This is a genomic window from Anoxybacillus amylolyticus, from assembly GCF_001634285.1.
Taxonomy (GTDB): Bacteria; Bacillota; Bacilli; order Bacillales; family Anoxybacillaceae; genus Anoxybacteroides; species Anoxybacteroides amylolyticum.
Genome location: NZ_CP015438.1, coordinates 1,328,281 through 1,343,130 on the forward strand (window position 1 = coordinate 1,328,281; position 14,850 = coordinate 1,343,130).

21 protein-coding genes are annotated in these 14,850 nt (G+C 42.5%); 16 read left to right on the forward strand and 5 right to left on the reverse strand.

Annotated features, from left to right (window positions below; all coding sequences use genetic code 11):
- Nucleotides 1-60 precede the first annotated feature (60 nt).
- The 3 genes from ctaG (at nt 61) to GFC30_RS06815 (ending at nt 1,834) form a co-directional block, all read left to right on the forward strand.
- Nucleotides 61-966 carry a cytochrome c oxidase assembly factor CtaG gene (ctaG, locus tag GFC30_RS06805; protein ID WP_066323500.1) on the forward strand — a complete coding sequence of 302 codons (906 nt, stop codon included), beginning with the start codon at nt 61-63 and terminating at the stop codon, nt 964-966.
- Nucleotides 967-989: 23 nt separating this feature from the next.
- Nucleotides 990-1,457 carry a DUF420 domain-containing protein gene (locus tag GFC30_RS06810; protein WP_066323501.1) on the forward strand — a complete coding sequence of 156 codons (468 nt, stop codon included), beginning with the start codon at nt 990-992 and terminating at the stop codon, nt 1,455-1,457.
- Nucleotides 1,458-1,543: 86 nt separating this feature from the next.
- Nucleotides 1,544-1,834 (forward strand): hypothetical protein, encoded by a 291-nt coding sequence (locus GFC30_RS06815; protein ID WP_066323503.1) that lies wholly within the window; start codon nt 1,544-1,546, stop codon nt 1,832-1,834.
- A 7-nt stretch (nt 1,835-1,841) separates the two neighbouring features.
- Here the strand turns inward: GFC30_RS06815 and GFC30_RS06820 are convergent, their stop codons facing one another.
- Nucleotides 1,842-2,201, reverse strand: a complete 360-nt coding sequence (locus tag GFC30_RS06820; protein WP_066323505.1) for a YugN family protein — start codon at nt 2,199-2,201, stop codon at nt 1,842-1,844.
- Between the two features lie 205 nt (nt 2,202-2,406).
- Here GFC30_RS06820 and safA point away from each other — a divergent pair, with 205 nt between their 5' ends.
- The 3 genes from safA (at nt 2,407) to GFC30_RS06835 (ending at nt 4,551) form a co-directional block, all read left to right on the forward strand.
- Complete coding sequence (gene safA / locus GFC30_RS06825) at nt 2,407-2,991, forward strand: SafA/ExsA family spore coat assembly protein (RefSeq protein ID WP_238583563.1); 585 nt, start codon at nt 2,407-2,409, stop codon at nt 2,989-2,991.
- Nucleotides 2,992-3,008: 17 nt separating this feature from the next.
- Entirely contained in the window at nt 3,009-3,434 is a 426-nt protein-coding gene (locus tag GFC30_RS06830) for a CBS domain-containing protein (protein ID WP_066323514.1), read from the forward strand.
- 91 nt (nt 3,435-3,525) lie between these two features.
- A complete protein-coding gene (locus GFC30_RS06835) occupies nt 3,526-4,551 on the forward strand; it encodes a CAP domain-containing protein (protein WP_066323516.1) in 1,026 nt (341 codons plus the stop codon).
- On the opposite strand, the gene GFC30_RS16855 is transcribed toward GFC30_RS06835, so the two are convergent.
- Nucleotides 4,472-4,894 carry a hypothetical protein gene (locus GFC30_RS16855; protein WP_148660370.1) on the reverse strand — a complete coding sequence of 141 codons (423 nt, stop codon included), beginning with the start codon at nt 4,892-4,894 and terminating at the stop codon, nt 4,472-4,474. The two genes, GFC30_RS06835 and GFC30_RS16855, sit on opposite strands and share 80 nt — an antisense overlap.
- Nucleotides 4,895-4,985: 91 nt before the next feature.
- On the opposite strand from GFC30_RS16855, the gene ylbD reads away from it, so the two are divergent.
- The 5 genes from ylbD to GFC30_RS06860 all read left to right on the forward strand — a co-directional run bounded on the left by ylbD (nt 4,986) and on the right by GFC30_RS06860 (nt 6,852).
- Nucleotides 4,986-5,363, forward strand: coding sequence for a YlbD family protein (ylbD, locus tag GFC30_RS06840; protein WP_066323519.1), 378 nt, complete (start codon nt 4,986-4,988; stop codon nt 5,361-5,363).
- A gap of 11 nt (nt 5,364-5,374) precedes the next feature.
- Nucleotides 5,375-5,608: a YlbE-like family protein gene (locus tag GFC30_RS06845; protein ID WP_066323521.1), complete on the forward strand. Its 234-nt coding sequence runs from the start codon at nt 5,375-5,377 to the stop codon at nt 5,606-5,608.
- Nucleotides 5,609-5,707: 99 nt separating this feature from the next.
- Nucleotides 5,708-6,034 carry a hypothetical protein gene (locus GFC30_RS06850; RefSeq protein ID WP_238583564.1) on the forward strand — a complete coding sequence of 109 codons (327 nt, stop codon included), beginning with the start codon at nt 5,708-5,710 and terminating at the stop codon, nt 6,032-6,034.
- A gap of 75 nt (nt 6,035-6,109) precedes the next feature.
- A complete protein-coding gene (locus GFC30_RS06855) occupies nt 6,110-6,556 on the forward strand; it encodes a YlbF/YmcA family competence regulator (protein WP_066323524.1) in 447 nt (148 codons plus the stop codon).
- A gap of 23 nt (nt 6,557-6,579) precedes the next feature.
- Entirely contained in the window at nt 6,580-6,852 is a 273-nt protein-coding gene (locus GFC30_RS06860) for a YlbG family protein (protein ID WP_066323526.1), read from the forward strand.
- A gap of 23 nt (nt 6,853-6,875) precedes the next feature.
- Here GFC30_RS06860 and GFC30_RS06865 read toward each other — a convergent pair whose 3' ends face one another.
- Complete coding sequence (locus tag GFC30_RS06865; protein ID WP_066323530.1) at nt 6,876-7,265, reverse strand: DUF7147 family protein; 390 nt, start codon at nt 7,263-7,265, stop codon at nt 6,876-6,878.
- Nucleotides 7,266-7,411: 146 nt separating this feature from the next.
- Between GFC30_RS06865 and GFC30_RS06870 the strand changes: the two genes are divergently transcribed.
- From GFC30_RS06870 to coaD, 3 genes are all read left to right on the forward strand, one after another.
- The gene (locus GFC30_RS06870; protein ID WP_066323535.1) at nt 7,412-8,797 is read left to right on the forward strand and encodes a hypothetical protein; all 1,386 of its coding nucleotides are present in this window, start codon (nt 7,412-7,414) and stop codon (nt 8,795-8,797) included.
- Nucleotides 8,798-9,294: 497 nt separating this feature from the next.
- Nucleotides 9,295-9,861: a 16S rRNA (guanine(966)-N(2))-methyltransferase RsmD gene (gene rsmD / locus GFC30_RS06875; RefSeq protein ID WP_066323537.1), complete on the forward strand. Its 567-nt coding sequence runs from the start codon at nt 9,295-9,297 to the stop codon at nt 9,859-9,861.
- Nucleotides 9,861-10,358: a pantetheine-phosphate adenylyltransferase gene (coaD, locus tag GFC30_RS06880; RefSeq protein WP_066323539.1), complete on the forward strand. Its 498-nt coding sequence runs from the start codon at nt 9,861-9,863 to the stop codon at nt 10,356-10,358. The genes rsmD and coaD overlap by 1 nt, the downstream gene beginning before the upstream one ends.
- 33 nt (nt 10,359-10,391) lie before the next feature.
- Here coaD and ylbJ read toward each other — a convergent pair whose 3' ends face one another.
- Complete coding sequence (gene ylbJ, locus GFC30_RS06885; RefSeq protein ID WP_066327211.1) at nt 10,392-11,612, reverse strand: sporulation integral membrane protein YlbJ; 1,221 nt, start codon at nt 11,610-11,612, stop codon at nt 10,392-10,394.
- Nucleotides 11,613-11,743: 131 nt separating this feature from the next.
- Here ylbJ and GFC30_RS06890 point away from each other — a divergent pair, with 131 nt between their 5' ends.
- On the forward strand, nt 11,744-12,529 hold the full coding sequence (locus GFC30_RS06890; protein ID WP_066323541.1) for a patatin-like phospholipase family protein: 786 nt from the start codon (nt 11,744-11,746) through the stop codon (nt 12,527-12,529).
- A complete protein-coding gene (locus GFC30_RS06895) occupies nt 12,526-13,539 on the forward strand; it encodes a SepM family pheromone-processing serine protease (protein ID WP_066323544.1) in 1,014 nt (337 codons plus the stop codon). The genes GFC30_RS06890 and GFC30_RS06895 overlap by 4 nt, the downstream gene beginning before the upstream one ends.
- A 17-nt stretch (nt 13,540-13,556) precedes the next feature.
- Here the strand turns inward: GFC30_RS06895 and GFC30_RS06900 are convergent, their stop codons facing one another.
- Nucleotides 13,557-14,768: a nucleotidyltransferase gene (locus GFC30_RS06900; RefSeq protein WP_066323550.1), complete on the reverse strand. Its 1,212-nt coding sequence runs from the start codon at nt 14,766-14,768 to the stop codon at nt 13,557-13,559.
- Nucleotides 14,769-14,850 lie beyond the last annotated feature (82 nt).

The following is a 14,850-nucleotide window of genomic DNA, read 5'->3' on the forward strand; positions in this document are numbered from 1 at the left end:
TGCTGATTTCCTTTTTCACATCGTTTTGTCTGTAGTATAATAAAAAAGGAGGTGAAAAGGATGTTTGCATCATTGCAAATGTTCGGGTTTATGGCGTTATGGAGCCCGTTTTTCTTCATTTTTTTATTGCTTATCGGTGCAGTTTATGCACTTTCGGTTGGACCATGGAAAGGAAAATGGACGACGGAAAATTGCCCATCCCGAAAACAAAAAACGTATTTTTATACGGGACTCGTCTTGCTTTACGTCATCAAAGGATCACCAATTGATTTGCTTGGTCACTTAATGTTTAGTGTGCATATGACGCAAATGGCGATTTTATATTTAATTGTTCCGCAATGTTTTATTTTAGGAATTCCAAATTGGATGTACGAGAAACTATTTCGTGTGGGTGCGATCAAGCGAGTGTATGCTTTTTTGACAAAACCGCTTATTGCTCTTTTGTTATTCAATGGGCTGTTTTCATTTTACCACGTTCCGCTTATTTTCGATGTGATTAAAACGAATATGCTTTATCATGCGTCGGTTACGACCATTCTTTTTATCGCTGCATGGTGTATGTGGTGGCCAGTTATCAATAAGTTGCCAGAGTGGCAAACCTTGTCTGGAATTAAAAAAGTTGGGTACATTTTTGCCAATGGTGTGTTGTTAACACCAGCATGTGCGCTTATTATTTTTGCAGATACACCGCTTTATCGAACGTTTTCTGATCCGAGCGCTTGGTTGAATGCGCTTCAGTTATGCGTGCCTAGCGGGACATTAGCTTCGTTGCATTTAACTGGACCACAAATGTTTTTATCGATGTCGTTGTTGAACGATCAGCAGCTCGGTGGTGTGTTAATGAAAATTATTCAAGAAATTGTGTATGGAACGATGTTGTTTTTTATTTTTATTGATTGGTATCAAAAAGAGAGAGAGAAGGAGCCGCAGGAAACAGCTGTATCACCGCATCCTTCTGAATCATAATAAATAAAAGTGAGGACGAAGAGATGGAATATTCATTGCCAATTCTTCCAACAATCAGTACAAGTTGCATTGTCATTAGTGCTGTACTTGTTGCGTACGGCTGGTCGCTCATTCGAAAACGAAACATAGAGGCGCATAAAAAGGTGATGTTATGGGCGGCCGCTTTTGCTTTATTGTTCTTTCTTATTTATTTGTCTCGGACTGTATTTGTCGGAAATACGAGCTTTGGTGGTCCAGACGATGTAAAAATATATTATACGATCTTTTTAGTGTTTCATATCGTCTTAGCGACGGTTGGAGCGGTATTTGGGGTTGTGACGCTACTTACTGCTTTTAAACAAAATTTTATGAAGCATAAAAAACTTGGACCGATTACGAGCGTCGTTTGGTTTTTCACGGCTGCAACTGGTGTTGTCGTTTATTTACTGTTGTATGTGTTTTATCATGGCGGTGAAACGACATCGATGATTAAGGCGATTTTAGGTTTTTAAAACCCGACAATGTTGTCGGGTTTTTCCATAGGCCAGAAAGAACGGAATGGTTGTGGAGAAACTATAATGGAGGTGGGGGGGGTTTCATGCGGCGATATGATGCGGCGTGTGCGACAGTAGCGACGGTTGTGATGATGTGTTTAAAGGAACGGCTAGAAGTTGTGAGCGAAGAATCGACGGTAGATGTGCAATTTCGTGGGCTTGACCGTTGCACGGTGACGATAGCGCTCGTGATGAAGAGCAGTGCTCCAGTTGTTTCCGTATGCAAAGAGGTACAAAAAGAAATCGTAGAGGAAATACGAATACTAACCCCGTTTATCGTCGAGCATGTCCACCTCATTGTCAAAAAACTCATATTGGAAAAAACGAACGCATGAGAAAGCCTCATGCGTTCATTTTTGCTAGTCCTTCTTTTACTTGTGCTAAAAGGCTTTGGCATTGGCTGACTAACGAAGACGGGAAGCTTTCTCCTTCGCCATATTCGACTCCATGCGGATAATAGTGCTTTCCAAGAAGCGGCGTAAGCAACCTAATGACCGCATAGCGTGTATCGACTTCTCCTTCAATTGCATACCCCTGTACGCGAAGATAGTATACGTCGCCTTTCATTTCAAATTTTCGATCGTATGTAACTCGTTCGTAGTCCCATTGACCAGCGCGAACAAACCCCAAGCTTTTCATTAATTCATCTAAGCGGGACAATTCTGCCGTTTGATTTTCAATGCCCGTGTTTTCAAATTTCATGTCCAATTCCCTCCTAAATAAAAAAACGCTCCTTTATTAATAATATTATTAAAGCGTTCAACTTTCAATCAATTGTTGTCGGTGAAATAAAGGCTTAGAAAAAATTTTCCCTTGTTCGTCATTTTTTTATGTTTTTGGTGAAACTAAAGGGCGAAAGGAGGAGAGACCGATGAAAAAATGGTTATTGATGTGGATATGTGCATGGATGTTGGCAATCAGTGTTCCATTCCATGCACATGGGCAAGGAACGACGACGTACGTCGTGCAACCAGGAGATAGTTTATGGAAAATTGCAGTTCGCTATCAAGTCGGGCTTTCGGAAATTATTGCAGCAAATCCGCAATTTTCTAATCCGCATCTCATTTACCCAGGACAAAAAGTATATGTACCAGTATTAGATGCGGTCAAACAAGTGGAAAATGAAGTGGTGCGCCTAACGAATGTGCAGCGTGCGAAATACGGTTTGCCGCCATTGCAGGCTGATTGGCAATTGGCGCGAGTGGCACGGTATAAATCGATGGATATGCGCGACAAAAACTATTTTTCCCATCAGTCACCGACGTACGGGTCGCCATTTACCATGATGCGAAATTTTGGAATTAGCTATCGTACAGCAGGGGAAAATATTGCTGCCGGTCAACAAACGCCGCAAGAAGTGGTTACTGCGTGGATGAACAGCCCTGGCCATCGGGCGAATATTTTAAATAAGTCGTTCACTCATATCGGTGTCGGATATGCGAAAGGTGGTTCGTATGGGCATTATTGGACGCAAATGTTTATTGGAAAATAGGTGAAGGGAGCGATTAGATGAAAACGGTACGCGAAGTCATGACAACGAATGTGGATTATTGCACACCGCTTGACAATGTGTTTGAAGCAGCAATAAAAATGCGTGATTTAAATGTTGGAGCAATTCCGGTAGTCGAGGAGGGACGGCTAATTGGGTTGATTACCGACCGTGATTTAGTCGTGCGTGGAATTGCGGAAAAACGCCCTAATTCGAGCCCAGTAACAGAAGTGATGACAAGGGACGTGATTACAGTATTACCCGACATATCAGTGGAAGAAGCGGCGGAACAAATGGCGGAACATCAAATTCGCCGTCTACCAGTTGTAGACAATGGCCACCTCGTCGGCATTGTATCGCTTGGTGATTTAGCGACATATCGCTACTCGGATGAAAGCGCTGGGCGTGCACTGAGTTCCATTTCTGAGCAAACGTTTCTTCACTAAACGAATCCCCTTTTATGGGGGTTCATTTTTTTTTTAGGACAAAACAATATATAATAGCAATAAAGAGATTTTGGGAAAGTAGGGTTGCCTAGTGAAATGGTTTTTTCTGTTTTTTCTTTTACTTATTGGCTTGTTTTATTTTTTACCTAATCAAATTCCCACATCCAGTCCTCCGCAGCTAGTAAAAGAACAAAAGATGGTTAAAATGAAAGTGATGGATACAACGGGTATTAAGTCATTCATTGGAAAAACAGAAGAGGAAGTAATGAAGCGCTTCGGACAACCAACGCGTATTGATGACTCTAGTTATGATTATAAATGGTGGGTGTACAACAAAACGCCAAATACATATTTACAAATTGGGATGCTTAACGGGCGATCGGTTACGGCATTTATTGGTGGAGAGCAAGTTGGTGTTTCTCCGTTTCGCATTGGTCAGCCCATTCAAGAATTGTATCGACTTATTTCGTTTCCTGCAACGATTGAGGTGGTGCTACCTGCAGGGACGTATCGGTTTGAATTGTCTGAACAGGATGTTTCTATGCAGCCGGTGATTAAAATGGATGGGGTATACGTGCAACTTTACGTTGACCACTTTACAGGAACGATTACAGGAATTCGAATAATGGATGCAGAAACGTTTGTGAAGCTACGCCCGTATGAATTAATGTATCGTGGCTTGCTCCTATCTGCACAACCGTTAACCCTTGAGCAACAAAAAAAAGTAGAAGAGGCGAATGCAAACCAAATTTTTGATATGACAAACGTTATACGCACTCGCTATCACGTCCCGTTATTATATTGGCATAAAAAAGCGGCGGAAGTAGCTTATGCACATAGCAAAGAGATGAGCGATCTCCATTATTTTTCTCACGTCTCCCCACAACATGGAGACTTAAAAGCGCGGCTCCTATCTGCGCACATTCCATTCCAAATCGCAGGGGAAAACATTGCGGCGCAATATGTGGATGGCATTGCTGCAGTAGCCGGGTGGCTAAATAGCAAAAGTCATCGTGACACATTGCTAAACAAAGAGTTCACTCATCTTGGGGTAGGTGTTGCTTCTCTATATTATACGCAAGATTTTTTGAAGCCGTGGCAACTGTCTGATAAGTAGTGAACAGGAACACCTGATTGCCCCACCGTCCGTAACAAACCATTGTATCACCTATGGAAAATGTTGGTTTTTGTAACGATTCCGTGAGCGGGAACTGCATACGAGCCATTATTTTTTCCTTGCCATGCTCAAGTTGCAAATCGATAATGGCAAGGAGGTAGTGACCGTAATATCGCTCTGTTTTTTCTTGAATGGCGATAATGGTTCCTTTGACGACCGATTCAGCAGGGACGTTTCCAACTTGTAGCCATTGATGATACATTCGTTTTTGTTCTTTTCGCGTGACGTAATAAAAATAAACAAACAATAATGGAATAGCAATAGCCGTGACCATTGTAATCACTCCCTCCATTTATTGTAACAAAAAATGGGCGCACGCCATATCCCCTTCTTTGATAGTATATGGTAGATGAATAAAGGGGAGGTAGAAAGGAATGGAGAAACATCTACATCCTTCTGTCGAGCAGTTTAAACAATTTGTGAAAAAACATCCGAAAATCATTCAAGAAGTGCGCAAAGGAAAGAAAACGTGGAAACAATTTTATGAAGATTGGTATTTATTTGGCGAGGAAGATGAAATATGGAATGAGTATAGAGATGGGGAAAAAAAGCAAGAAACAGACGGCGCTACATTGATTAATAAAGTTTTATCCGTGGTAAAAAACATCGATCCAAACGAAATGCAAAAACATATCGCTACCGTTCAAGAAGCGATTGCAGCCATTCAAAACGTCATCGGTCAACTTCAAGGCATGAAACAATCAGAAAATGTTTCGCGCGAACAACATCCGTTTTCCTTTCGAAAAGATTAGAGGGAAGTGTTATGCGAACAGAAGTAATGGACTATATTCGAGCAAAAAAAATGTTGCAATCATTTATTCGGGAACAACCACGATGGTATCGGACGCTTGCGCGCGAACCGCAGAAATTAGCCGATTTTGAGCGGGCGGCTCGTCATTATTATGAACAAACGATTCCGCAAAAAGTAGAAAAAATCGCTAATTCTTTGGAAATGGCATCACTGATGTGGAATATGTTTCGGGCGATGCGCGATTAATTTTTTTGAAACGGTAAAGACTACTCCGTAAAGGAGTGATGTCTCTTGGGAAAAAAAATAATCATTTACTTTTTTTTGCTATCGGGATTGGCAGGAGGGATGTTCGGAGGAATAAATCCGACTCCATCGATTGCCGCTACGCCGAATGCGCCGACGTTACACGTCAAGCATGAGGTGCGCGGGAAAGATGTATTTGTCGAATGTGTAATCGACCGCTTTTCCTTTACAAAAGGTGTGCAACGTAAAAAAGGGGGAGAAGGTCATATAGACGTTTACGTCAACGGACAAAAAGTAACGGAAGTATTTACAGCTGCCTTTGTCGTAAGAGGATTGCCGCCAGGGAAACACGTGATGCGGCTTGAACTTGTTCATAACGATGCTACGAAATATGGCATATTTCATGAGTTTGAAGTCAATATTTCTTAACCGTCTGGCGCTTTTAGCCAGACTTCTTTTCTTCTAGCCAGTTGTCGTGATATGATGGAATTGGAGGTGCATGCTGTGATTGTTGCCACACTCGAACGGCTCGAGGTGTTAAACAAAGCCGAATGGTTAGGAAGAATGATTGTGAAGTCCGAAGTGGCTGAGCATTATCGACATTGCTTACAGCGGTTAAAAGAAGACGAGAGCGCACAAAAGCTAATTGCACAGTTTATAAAAGCAAAAGAATGTTACGAAGAAGTACAGCGTTTTGGAAAATATCATCCAGATTATCATACAGTTGTAAAAGAAACGCGAGAATTAAAGCGACAGCTCGACTTTCATGAAACGATCGCAGCGTTTAAGAAAGCGGAAAAAGAAATGCAACAGTTATTGGATGAAATTAGTGTACTCATTGGCAAAGCGGTATCTGAGCAAATAAAGGTACCGACAGGAAACCCGTATTTTTCGTCGCTTAGTTGTTCTAGCGGGTGTGGGACAGGGGGAAGTTGCGGGTGTCGAACGTAATTTGAAAAAGGGGAAAGAAAAGTATGTTTCCGAAGCGTCAAGGGATGATCGTTTGGTTATATTCATTAAAACATAGTAAACATTTACGCAAATTTGGCAATATTCATTATGTATCCAAACGGCTGAAATATGTCGTCCTTTATTGCAATATGGACGATATCGATTATTTGATGCGAAAAATTGCTTCTTTGCCGTTTGTGAAAAAAGTAGAACCTTCTTATCGTCCATTTTTAAAAATGGATTTTGAATCGAAAGAAGAGAAAGAAAAAGAGGCAAAATATTTTTTGTTTGAATAAGGCTGACTTTTTGAAGGTCAGCCTTATTGTAATGGCAGGATAAATCGGTTCATGCGCATGATGCCGATTAAATGCTGATAGTATAAGTCAATTTCGGCAAAAAAAGTGGATGGTTTTACTTCCATGTGAATAATTTCCATTCCTAGTTCGTTTGCTAGTTGAGTGAACAACTCAAACCGCTTGTTTGGTTTTACGTAAGGATTTGGAATACCTTCACGGCAGATATATAACGGTTGAAAATCTCCGGGATCTGTCGGATGAAGAACAACGACACAAGAAGTGACAGCTTGCCCATTTTTGACCGTATGGAGAGCAAATAGTCCCGATAGGCGATGTCGATTCGCTCTTGCCAATTCTAACAGCTCATAAATATCCGAATATCCTTCTCCTAGTTCGATAAACCGTTGAATCATGTGCTTCTCTCCTTTCCTCTATTTCTCCTTCCTCTACTTTATCATTGTTTCGGGAAAAGTTGAACAAAATTCGACGTTTTTATACAAACGAAGTATATTTTTTGGTATCTTTATGATAAGAACGAAGTTAAATGAGGGATTGTTTCATGATGCGGACAGCTATTTTAATGATTGTCCTCTTTTTAGGCATTAGCGTCGGCACACTTTATATGCAATGGCAGGATTACGGACAAACGCGCAACGAAGTGAATAATGTGCCGCTTGTTCATTTCATTGATATCAAATATAACGGGAAAATGTTAGAGATTCACCAGACGGTGAAAGGGCTAACGACCCCGGTATATACCATTCAAGTGCCAATTGATGCAAAACAGCTTACGTATACGATTGGGAATGATAAAAGAACGCTGGTGTACGACCGAAATGGGAAGGCATCTGTCAAGAGACATGGGCACGATAAACTGGAGTTTCACTATATACTGCCGCTGCCGTCCATAAAACCTATTTGGTTAGAGCGCTGGATGGTATTGTTTTTTTCTAGTCAACCACAGCATTTATATGTGCAGCTTACTGACGATACAAAAAGCGGCATGTGGGTTGCTGGTGCCCCACTCGAGGCTGTTCTAAAGAAGAAAATGTCTACTTTTTACTCGTGGTCACAAAAAGGAGTCTCCTCCTTTCCACTTTATTTCCATCCGATAGAGTTGCCGCGGAACGTATACGGAACAATAGAAGTATATGGGGGACGAAAGGAAAATGTGACAAAATGGACAGATGTTCCTTCGTTTACGCTCGTTTGGGTAAAAGGAGGCATGCAGCATTTATCGCCAACATTAGTGGTCGTTCCGGAAACCGTTTCCCTGCCATCGCTTCGAGAGATGTATATGCGCACGTACTACGAGGCTTATTTTTTGCCGAGCGGTGAAATGAATACGGTTGTTGCTGATTTACTGACAGCATTTACATTGCAAAAACAGCCTGTTACGCCGAAAGGAAAAGCGATTTGGCAGCAACTTACGGAAAAGCTAACAAAAGACGAGCAAAAAGCATTTTTTACTGCCGTTTTGAAGCAGCGCGGAAAAACGCTGACGCCCGCTATGCTAGACGAAGCATTATCTGCTTCCCATGCAGGGAAGACGATGTATTTTACCGATTCGTTTGCGACTGGACGCCCATTGTCACTTGTTTTTACAAATGAAGGAAAAATATATGTGAACAATGTTCTACTGAAACAATCGAAAGCGATATTGCAAAACGAAGAGGTGTTATTGCCGTTTGTTGATGTAATGAGTGCGTTAGGCTATCATGTAAGACGCACAGGAGAAGCTGTGTTTATTGAAAAAGGCGATAATCGTTGGCGATTTTTCGTTAACTCTTCCATCTATATGAAAGGAAATGACCGGTTTGGTGCACCAGCGATTATTATTTATGAAATAAATGGTAGACTTTACATGACACCAGATATGATGCAATATTGGTTTCCGGTGCAAATATCGATGGCGGAGCGCGATGTAATAGTTTCTAGTTCATAAGAAAAGCGTAAAGCGCCCTCCTATCCGAGAAGAGCGCACAAGCCCCACCGAGGAGAGATCAAACCAAGCATGCTTGGTTCTGCGTGGGCGAAATCGCTGAAGTTTCTCCATGTGTCACCGCCGAAAGAAGGGAAGGAGCGCATCACACCGATGGCGCTTGAAGCTACCTACTAAATCGTAAAATTTTATACTTTCTTACCTTATAAAAAAACCCCTGCAGTTGTCTGCAGGGACCTTTGATGCTTATTCGTTCCCGCGCATCGAAAGGAACGTCTAAGCCAAAGGAAAAGGGAGAGGAGAAACCGGAGGAAGAACTTATGGGGAACGTAAGTCTTCTCCGCGGTTGGCAACAACATCCATACGGACATTGTCATTACTCATTATGACCAATACATCAGTTTGTATACATCGTTTAATGAAAAAATGACAAAGTGGTATTATCGGAACGTTTATGATAGGATAAGGAAGGAAAACGGTTGAAAATGTGGTGAATGAAGATGAGAGTCATTTCAGGAATTTGCAAAGGGAGACCGTTGCAAGCCGTTCCGGGAATGTCCACACGACCAACGACGGATAAAGTAAAAGAAGCGATGTTTAATATGGTTGGTCCGTATTTTTCGGAAGGGCTTGCACTCGATTTATTTGCAGGAAGCGGTGGCTTAGGCATTGAAGCGTTAAGCCGTGGGATGGAGCGAGCGATTTTTGTCGATTACGATGGGAAAGCAGTGCAAACGATTCGGAAAAACATTGCATCGTGTGGATTAACGGAACGGGCGGAAATTTACCGAAACGATGCGGAACGTGCCTTAAAAGCGATTGCAAAGCGAAAGCTAAAGTTTCATCTTATTTTTCTCGACCCGCCGTATAAAAAACAGAAGTTGGAAGCGCTTCTTTCGTTTATTGACGAACATCGGCTGCTTGCTCAAACGGGGTATATCGTTGCCGAACATTCTCATGATGTGCAACTGCCTAGGCAAATCGGTCAGTTAATGAAAGTAAAGCATGAAGTTTACGGAATTACTGCGGTTTCTATTTATGCCTGTGCGGAGAAAGGGGAATTTTAATGGCGAGCATTGCGGTTTGTCCGGGAAGCTTTGACCCGGTTACATACGGACATTTAGATATCATTCGTCGCGGAGCAAAAGTGTTTGATCAAGTATATGTGGCGGTGTTAAAGAATTCATCGAAAAAACCGTTGTTTTCCGTCGAAGAGCGAATGGAGCTGTTAAAAGAAGTCGTGAAGCCGTTTCCAAACGTCGTTGTAGAATCGTTTAACGGGCTTTTGGTCGATTATGCACGCAGTAAAAAGGCTACCACTATTTTACGAGGCTTGCGTGCCGTATCTGATTTTGAATACGAGATGCAAATTACATCAATGAACCGCGTATTAGATGAAAATATCGAAACGTTTTTTATGATGACAAATAGCCAGTACGCTTTTTTAAGCTCGAGCATTGTTAAAGAAGTGGCGAAGTATAATGGAAACATTTCCGACCTTGTTCCACCGATTGTTGAAGAGGCACTCCGCAAAAAGTTTTCGCTTCACACCGAAAAAGAGTAAAAACAAACAGAAACTAGGCGTCTGGAAAAGTTGTTATTTTTTCCAGACCGCCTTTTTGTTCAGAAGCATTATATATACACAAAGCGACAGCAATGTGACTAACGGACCGTATTTACTAAGCAACTGAAAGCACTCATGGAGCCAAAGAGGGGCTTGTTTGACTAAAAATGTTGGAACAGCTCCTTTTGTTTCATTCACCGGATGTGTGCGGACGTAAAGCGGCGCCCATAACACATATGTAAAAAAAGCGGAAAACATACCGTGAAGAATGCGGGCGACAAAAAACGGACGGAACCGGATGTTTGCTTCTGAAAGAATGCTAGCGACTTGCGCTTGCACAGAAAAGCCGCCGAATGAAAGAATGAAACTTGTGACAACTGCTTTTTGCAACAAGCTTGCTTCGTTTACTTCGCTAATCATTTGGCTGCCGAGCGTAATTTCGAAAATTCCAGAAATGAACGGAATACCTAGTTCTTTGGGCAATTGGAACAAAGAAAAAGCGTGTTGAAGTAGTTGCGCGATATATTGTGTTGCGTGAATGAGATATAGTAGTTTATTAATAACAGAGAAGAGAATAATAAACCCACCGATCATCAACAATGTTTGCACAGAAGAGCGAATAGCATCTCCAAGCAGTTTTCCGAGCGGCTGCCTATTTTTTAGTCGAGTTTCGTGCAAGGCGTGAAATGCAGAACGAACGGAAAACGTATACGGTTTTGTTTGCGGGCGTTTTTTTTCTTCTCTTGTTCGGTGAAAGCGCATCATGATCCCGACAAGCACATTTCCGATGTAGTGGGAGAGGGCAAAAATTATTCCAAGGTGTGGGTTATGAAAAAATCCAATGGATACCGCCCCGAAAATAAATAACGGGTTCGATGAGTTCGTGAATGTAGAAAGTCGCTCGGCTTCAATGAGCGAAAGCTGCTTTTCTTGATAAAGGCGAGCGGTTAGCTTTGCTCCTGACGGGTATCCAGAAGCCATTCCCATCGCCCAGACGAATCCTCCGACACCCGGCACGTTAAATAGTGGACGCATGAGCGGTTCTAATAATACACCGAGCAACCGAACAACCCCGACCCCAATTAATAGCTCAGAAACGATAAAAAACGGCAATAGCGAGGGGAATACAACTTCCCACCACATATTTAAGCCGCGAATGGATGCTTCTAGTGATTGTTGTGGATAGCGGATGAGTGACAAAGCAAAGATGGTGACAACAGCTGCTAACACAATCGTGTTCCATTTGTCCCTCATGTCCGTTTTCTTTTTTAGTTGCAGCATTTTTTCTCTCCTTTCTTTTCTGCACCGATGTACAACCTCATATAGTTTAATATACGAGGATAGCCAGCCGTTTTAGACCATCAGTTTGAAAAGGAGGGGAAGCGGTGAGACCAAAAATTGGTTTGGCACTAGGTTCTGGGGGAGCAAGAGGTTTTGCTCATTTAGGAGTGATTAAAATATTAGAAGAAGAAGGAATACCGATTGATTATATTGCTGGAAGCAGCATGGGGGCGCTCGTTGCAGCGTTCTATGCAAGCGGATTAGGTATAGACCGGCTGTACAAACTGGCAAAAGCGTTTCGCCGAAATGATTTTATTGATTTAACGATTCCAAAAATGGGATTTGTTTCTGGTAACAAAATTAAAGAGTTTATTCGTCTTGTCACAAAAGGGAAACAAATCGAAGACCTAGTCATCCCGGTTGCGATTGTAGCGACCGATATTCAAAAAGGAGAAAAAGTTGTTTTTCGTCATGGCGATTTGGCGACAGCTGTGCGTGCAAGCATTTCTATCCCTGGGATTTTCGTTCCAGAAGTGGTGAACGGGCGAATGCTCATAGATGGTGGTGTTATTGATCGCATTCCCGTTTCGGTCGTGCGGGAAATGGGAGCGGATCTTGTCATTGCGGTCGATGTGTCGCACGTAAAAGCTGCCGGGAATATTGTTTCTATTTTTGATATTATTTTACAAAGTATTGATATTTTACAAGATGAGCTCGTTCGCCATCGCGAATACGTTTCCGATGTCATGATTCGCCCACATGTCGAACAATACAGTTCACGAGCATTTACACATACGGAAGAAATTATTAAGATAGGGGAAGAAGAAGCGCGGAAACAAATGAGTGTGATCCATCATGTTATTCAACAATGGAAGGAGCAGCATGCATGAAAAAACGAGCGTATGTGATAACGTTTTTGTTTGGAGTTATGGCGAGTTTGCTCGTTGTGTTTATCCAGCTACCGTATTATGTGACGATGCCAGGAACAGCACAAGCGCTAGAACCGCTTGTTCATGTCGAAAATGGGGATAAAGATAAAGGAAGCCTCATGTTAACAACAGTAAGAATGGGTCGAGCAAACATTGCAGCTTATGTGCTTTCCCATATTCGTCCGTATTACGAGCTTTATCCGTTGCAGGCGATTAAGCAAGAAGGAGAGACAGACGAGGACTATACGATTCGGCAATTGCAACTGATGGAACAATCGAAAGAAGCAGCGATTATTGTGGCGTACCAACACGCCCATAAACAGGTCACTTACCATCCACGCGGTGTATATGTGATGAGCGTTGTAAAAGGCATGCCGGCAGCACGTGTATTGCAAGTAGGAGACCGAATTATTCGAATCGATGGAAAACCAGTGAGCACTTCTGAGCAGTTGATTGAATACGTTCGCCAAAAGAAAAAAGGAGATCGCGTTACCGTAACGTGGAAACGGGACGGAAAAGAACAGATGGCAACGCTTGAGCTTGCACCATTTCCGCAAGCTCCAAAGCAAGTTGGCCTAGGTCTTTCACCGATGACAGATTATGACGTCGAAACAGATCCACCAGTACAAATTGATTCCGAAAAAATTGGCGGTCCGTCTGCTGGGCTTATGTTTTCACTAGAAATTTATAACCAGCTAGTAGAAGAAGATATTACAAAAGGCTATAAAATCGCTGGAACTGGGACGATTAACATGAACGGGGAAGTTGGTCCGATTGGTGGAATTTCACAGAAAGTGGTTGCTGCCGCTGAAGCAGGGGCAGACGTTTTCTTTGCCCCAAATGAAAAAGGAGCGAAAGACTCTAATTATCGTGAAGCGGTAAAAACGGCAAAAAAAATCGGAACAACGATGAAAATTGTTCCGGTCGACACGTTCGACGAGGCGCTTCGTTATTTGTATACATTGCATTAATAGCATACATGATTTCACTAACAGGTTCGCCAATAAAGTGGTGGGGTAGCGTACTCTTCTTTGATTGCTTTTGTGCGAAGCGGTTCCGGAAAAATGGCGGTGTAGGCGGCGACCGCTTTTTTTTCTTGTGCATATATATAATCATCGCGAAGTTGAGAAACGGTGGTGACAAGCGGCAAGGAGAGCGTTTTTTTCACTTTTTTCAGATAACGCTTGCCGTTTTCATTCATGCCAAGCAGGCGAATGTATGTCGGCGTCTCGATGCCATTTGCTTGTTTTAGGAAATTCGTTAACAAATGAGTGCACGCCCGTTGTAGCCTTGTCCAAGTGTATCGTTTCGTTTTGACGGCATGAAGAAATTCGGAAAACGTGTTCGCTTCTGCAATCGCTTCGATGAGGCGATATTCGATCCCTTCCTCGATGGAAGCGATTTGCTCTAATTCGCTTCGCTCAGCGGTCAGCAGGCGGTATTTGAGCAGCGAAAAATATCGTTCCCACTCATGGAACGTACCATAGGTGGAGCAGTAATTAGCTAACGCCTCTTTTGTATAGGAGGGAACGTATGGCGCAATCGTTTCAAGTTTTTCTAATGAACCGCTAAGCGCTTTTCGAACGCTTGTTGCACTAGCGATCGACGAATGGGTAAACGATTCTTCATGATAGCCTGAAGCGATGCGCGGAATCGTTTGTGGAACGATTGCGCGCTGTTGTTCAACGATCGCCTTCACATAGGAAAAGCCAAGAATGTTATTTGGTTTTGTTAAATCAATACCGTCGATACGAAGCTGTTTCCATGCTTCGCTTAACGCTTGTGGATAACTTAGTCCTTTTTTTATCGCTTGGCGAATGGAAGTGTCATACTCATTTTTTCGCTTTTGTAACGCATAAACGGTTTGGAGAAATGGAGCGATTTCCCCGTGCTCGCTTCCGAAGCAAAGCTCGCTACATTTTATTGCGTCAAGGAGTGTAACCGCCCCGCTCGCAAATCGTTCAGCGGACTGCACAGCAAACACGTAAGGGAGCTCGATGACGATATCTACCCCTGCCGATAATGCCATCGCCGTACGTGCCCATTTCGATACGATGGCTGGTTCTCCTCTCTGTAAAAAGTTGCCGCTCATCACCGCGATAACACAATCAGCGCCTGTTTTTTGCTTTGTTTGTTCTAAATGATATAAATGCCCGTTATGAAACGGGTTGTATTCTACAACAATTCCGACCGCTTTCATGTTTTCTCCCCGCTTTGTATTTTTATTGGAAACGTGGTAAATTGAATGTAAGCTGAGCATCATTATACTGTAAAGAAAAAAT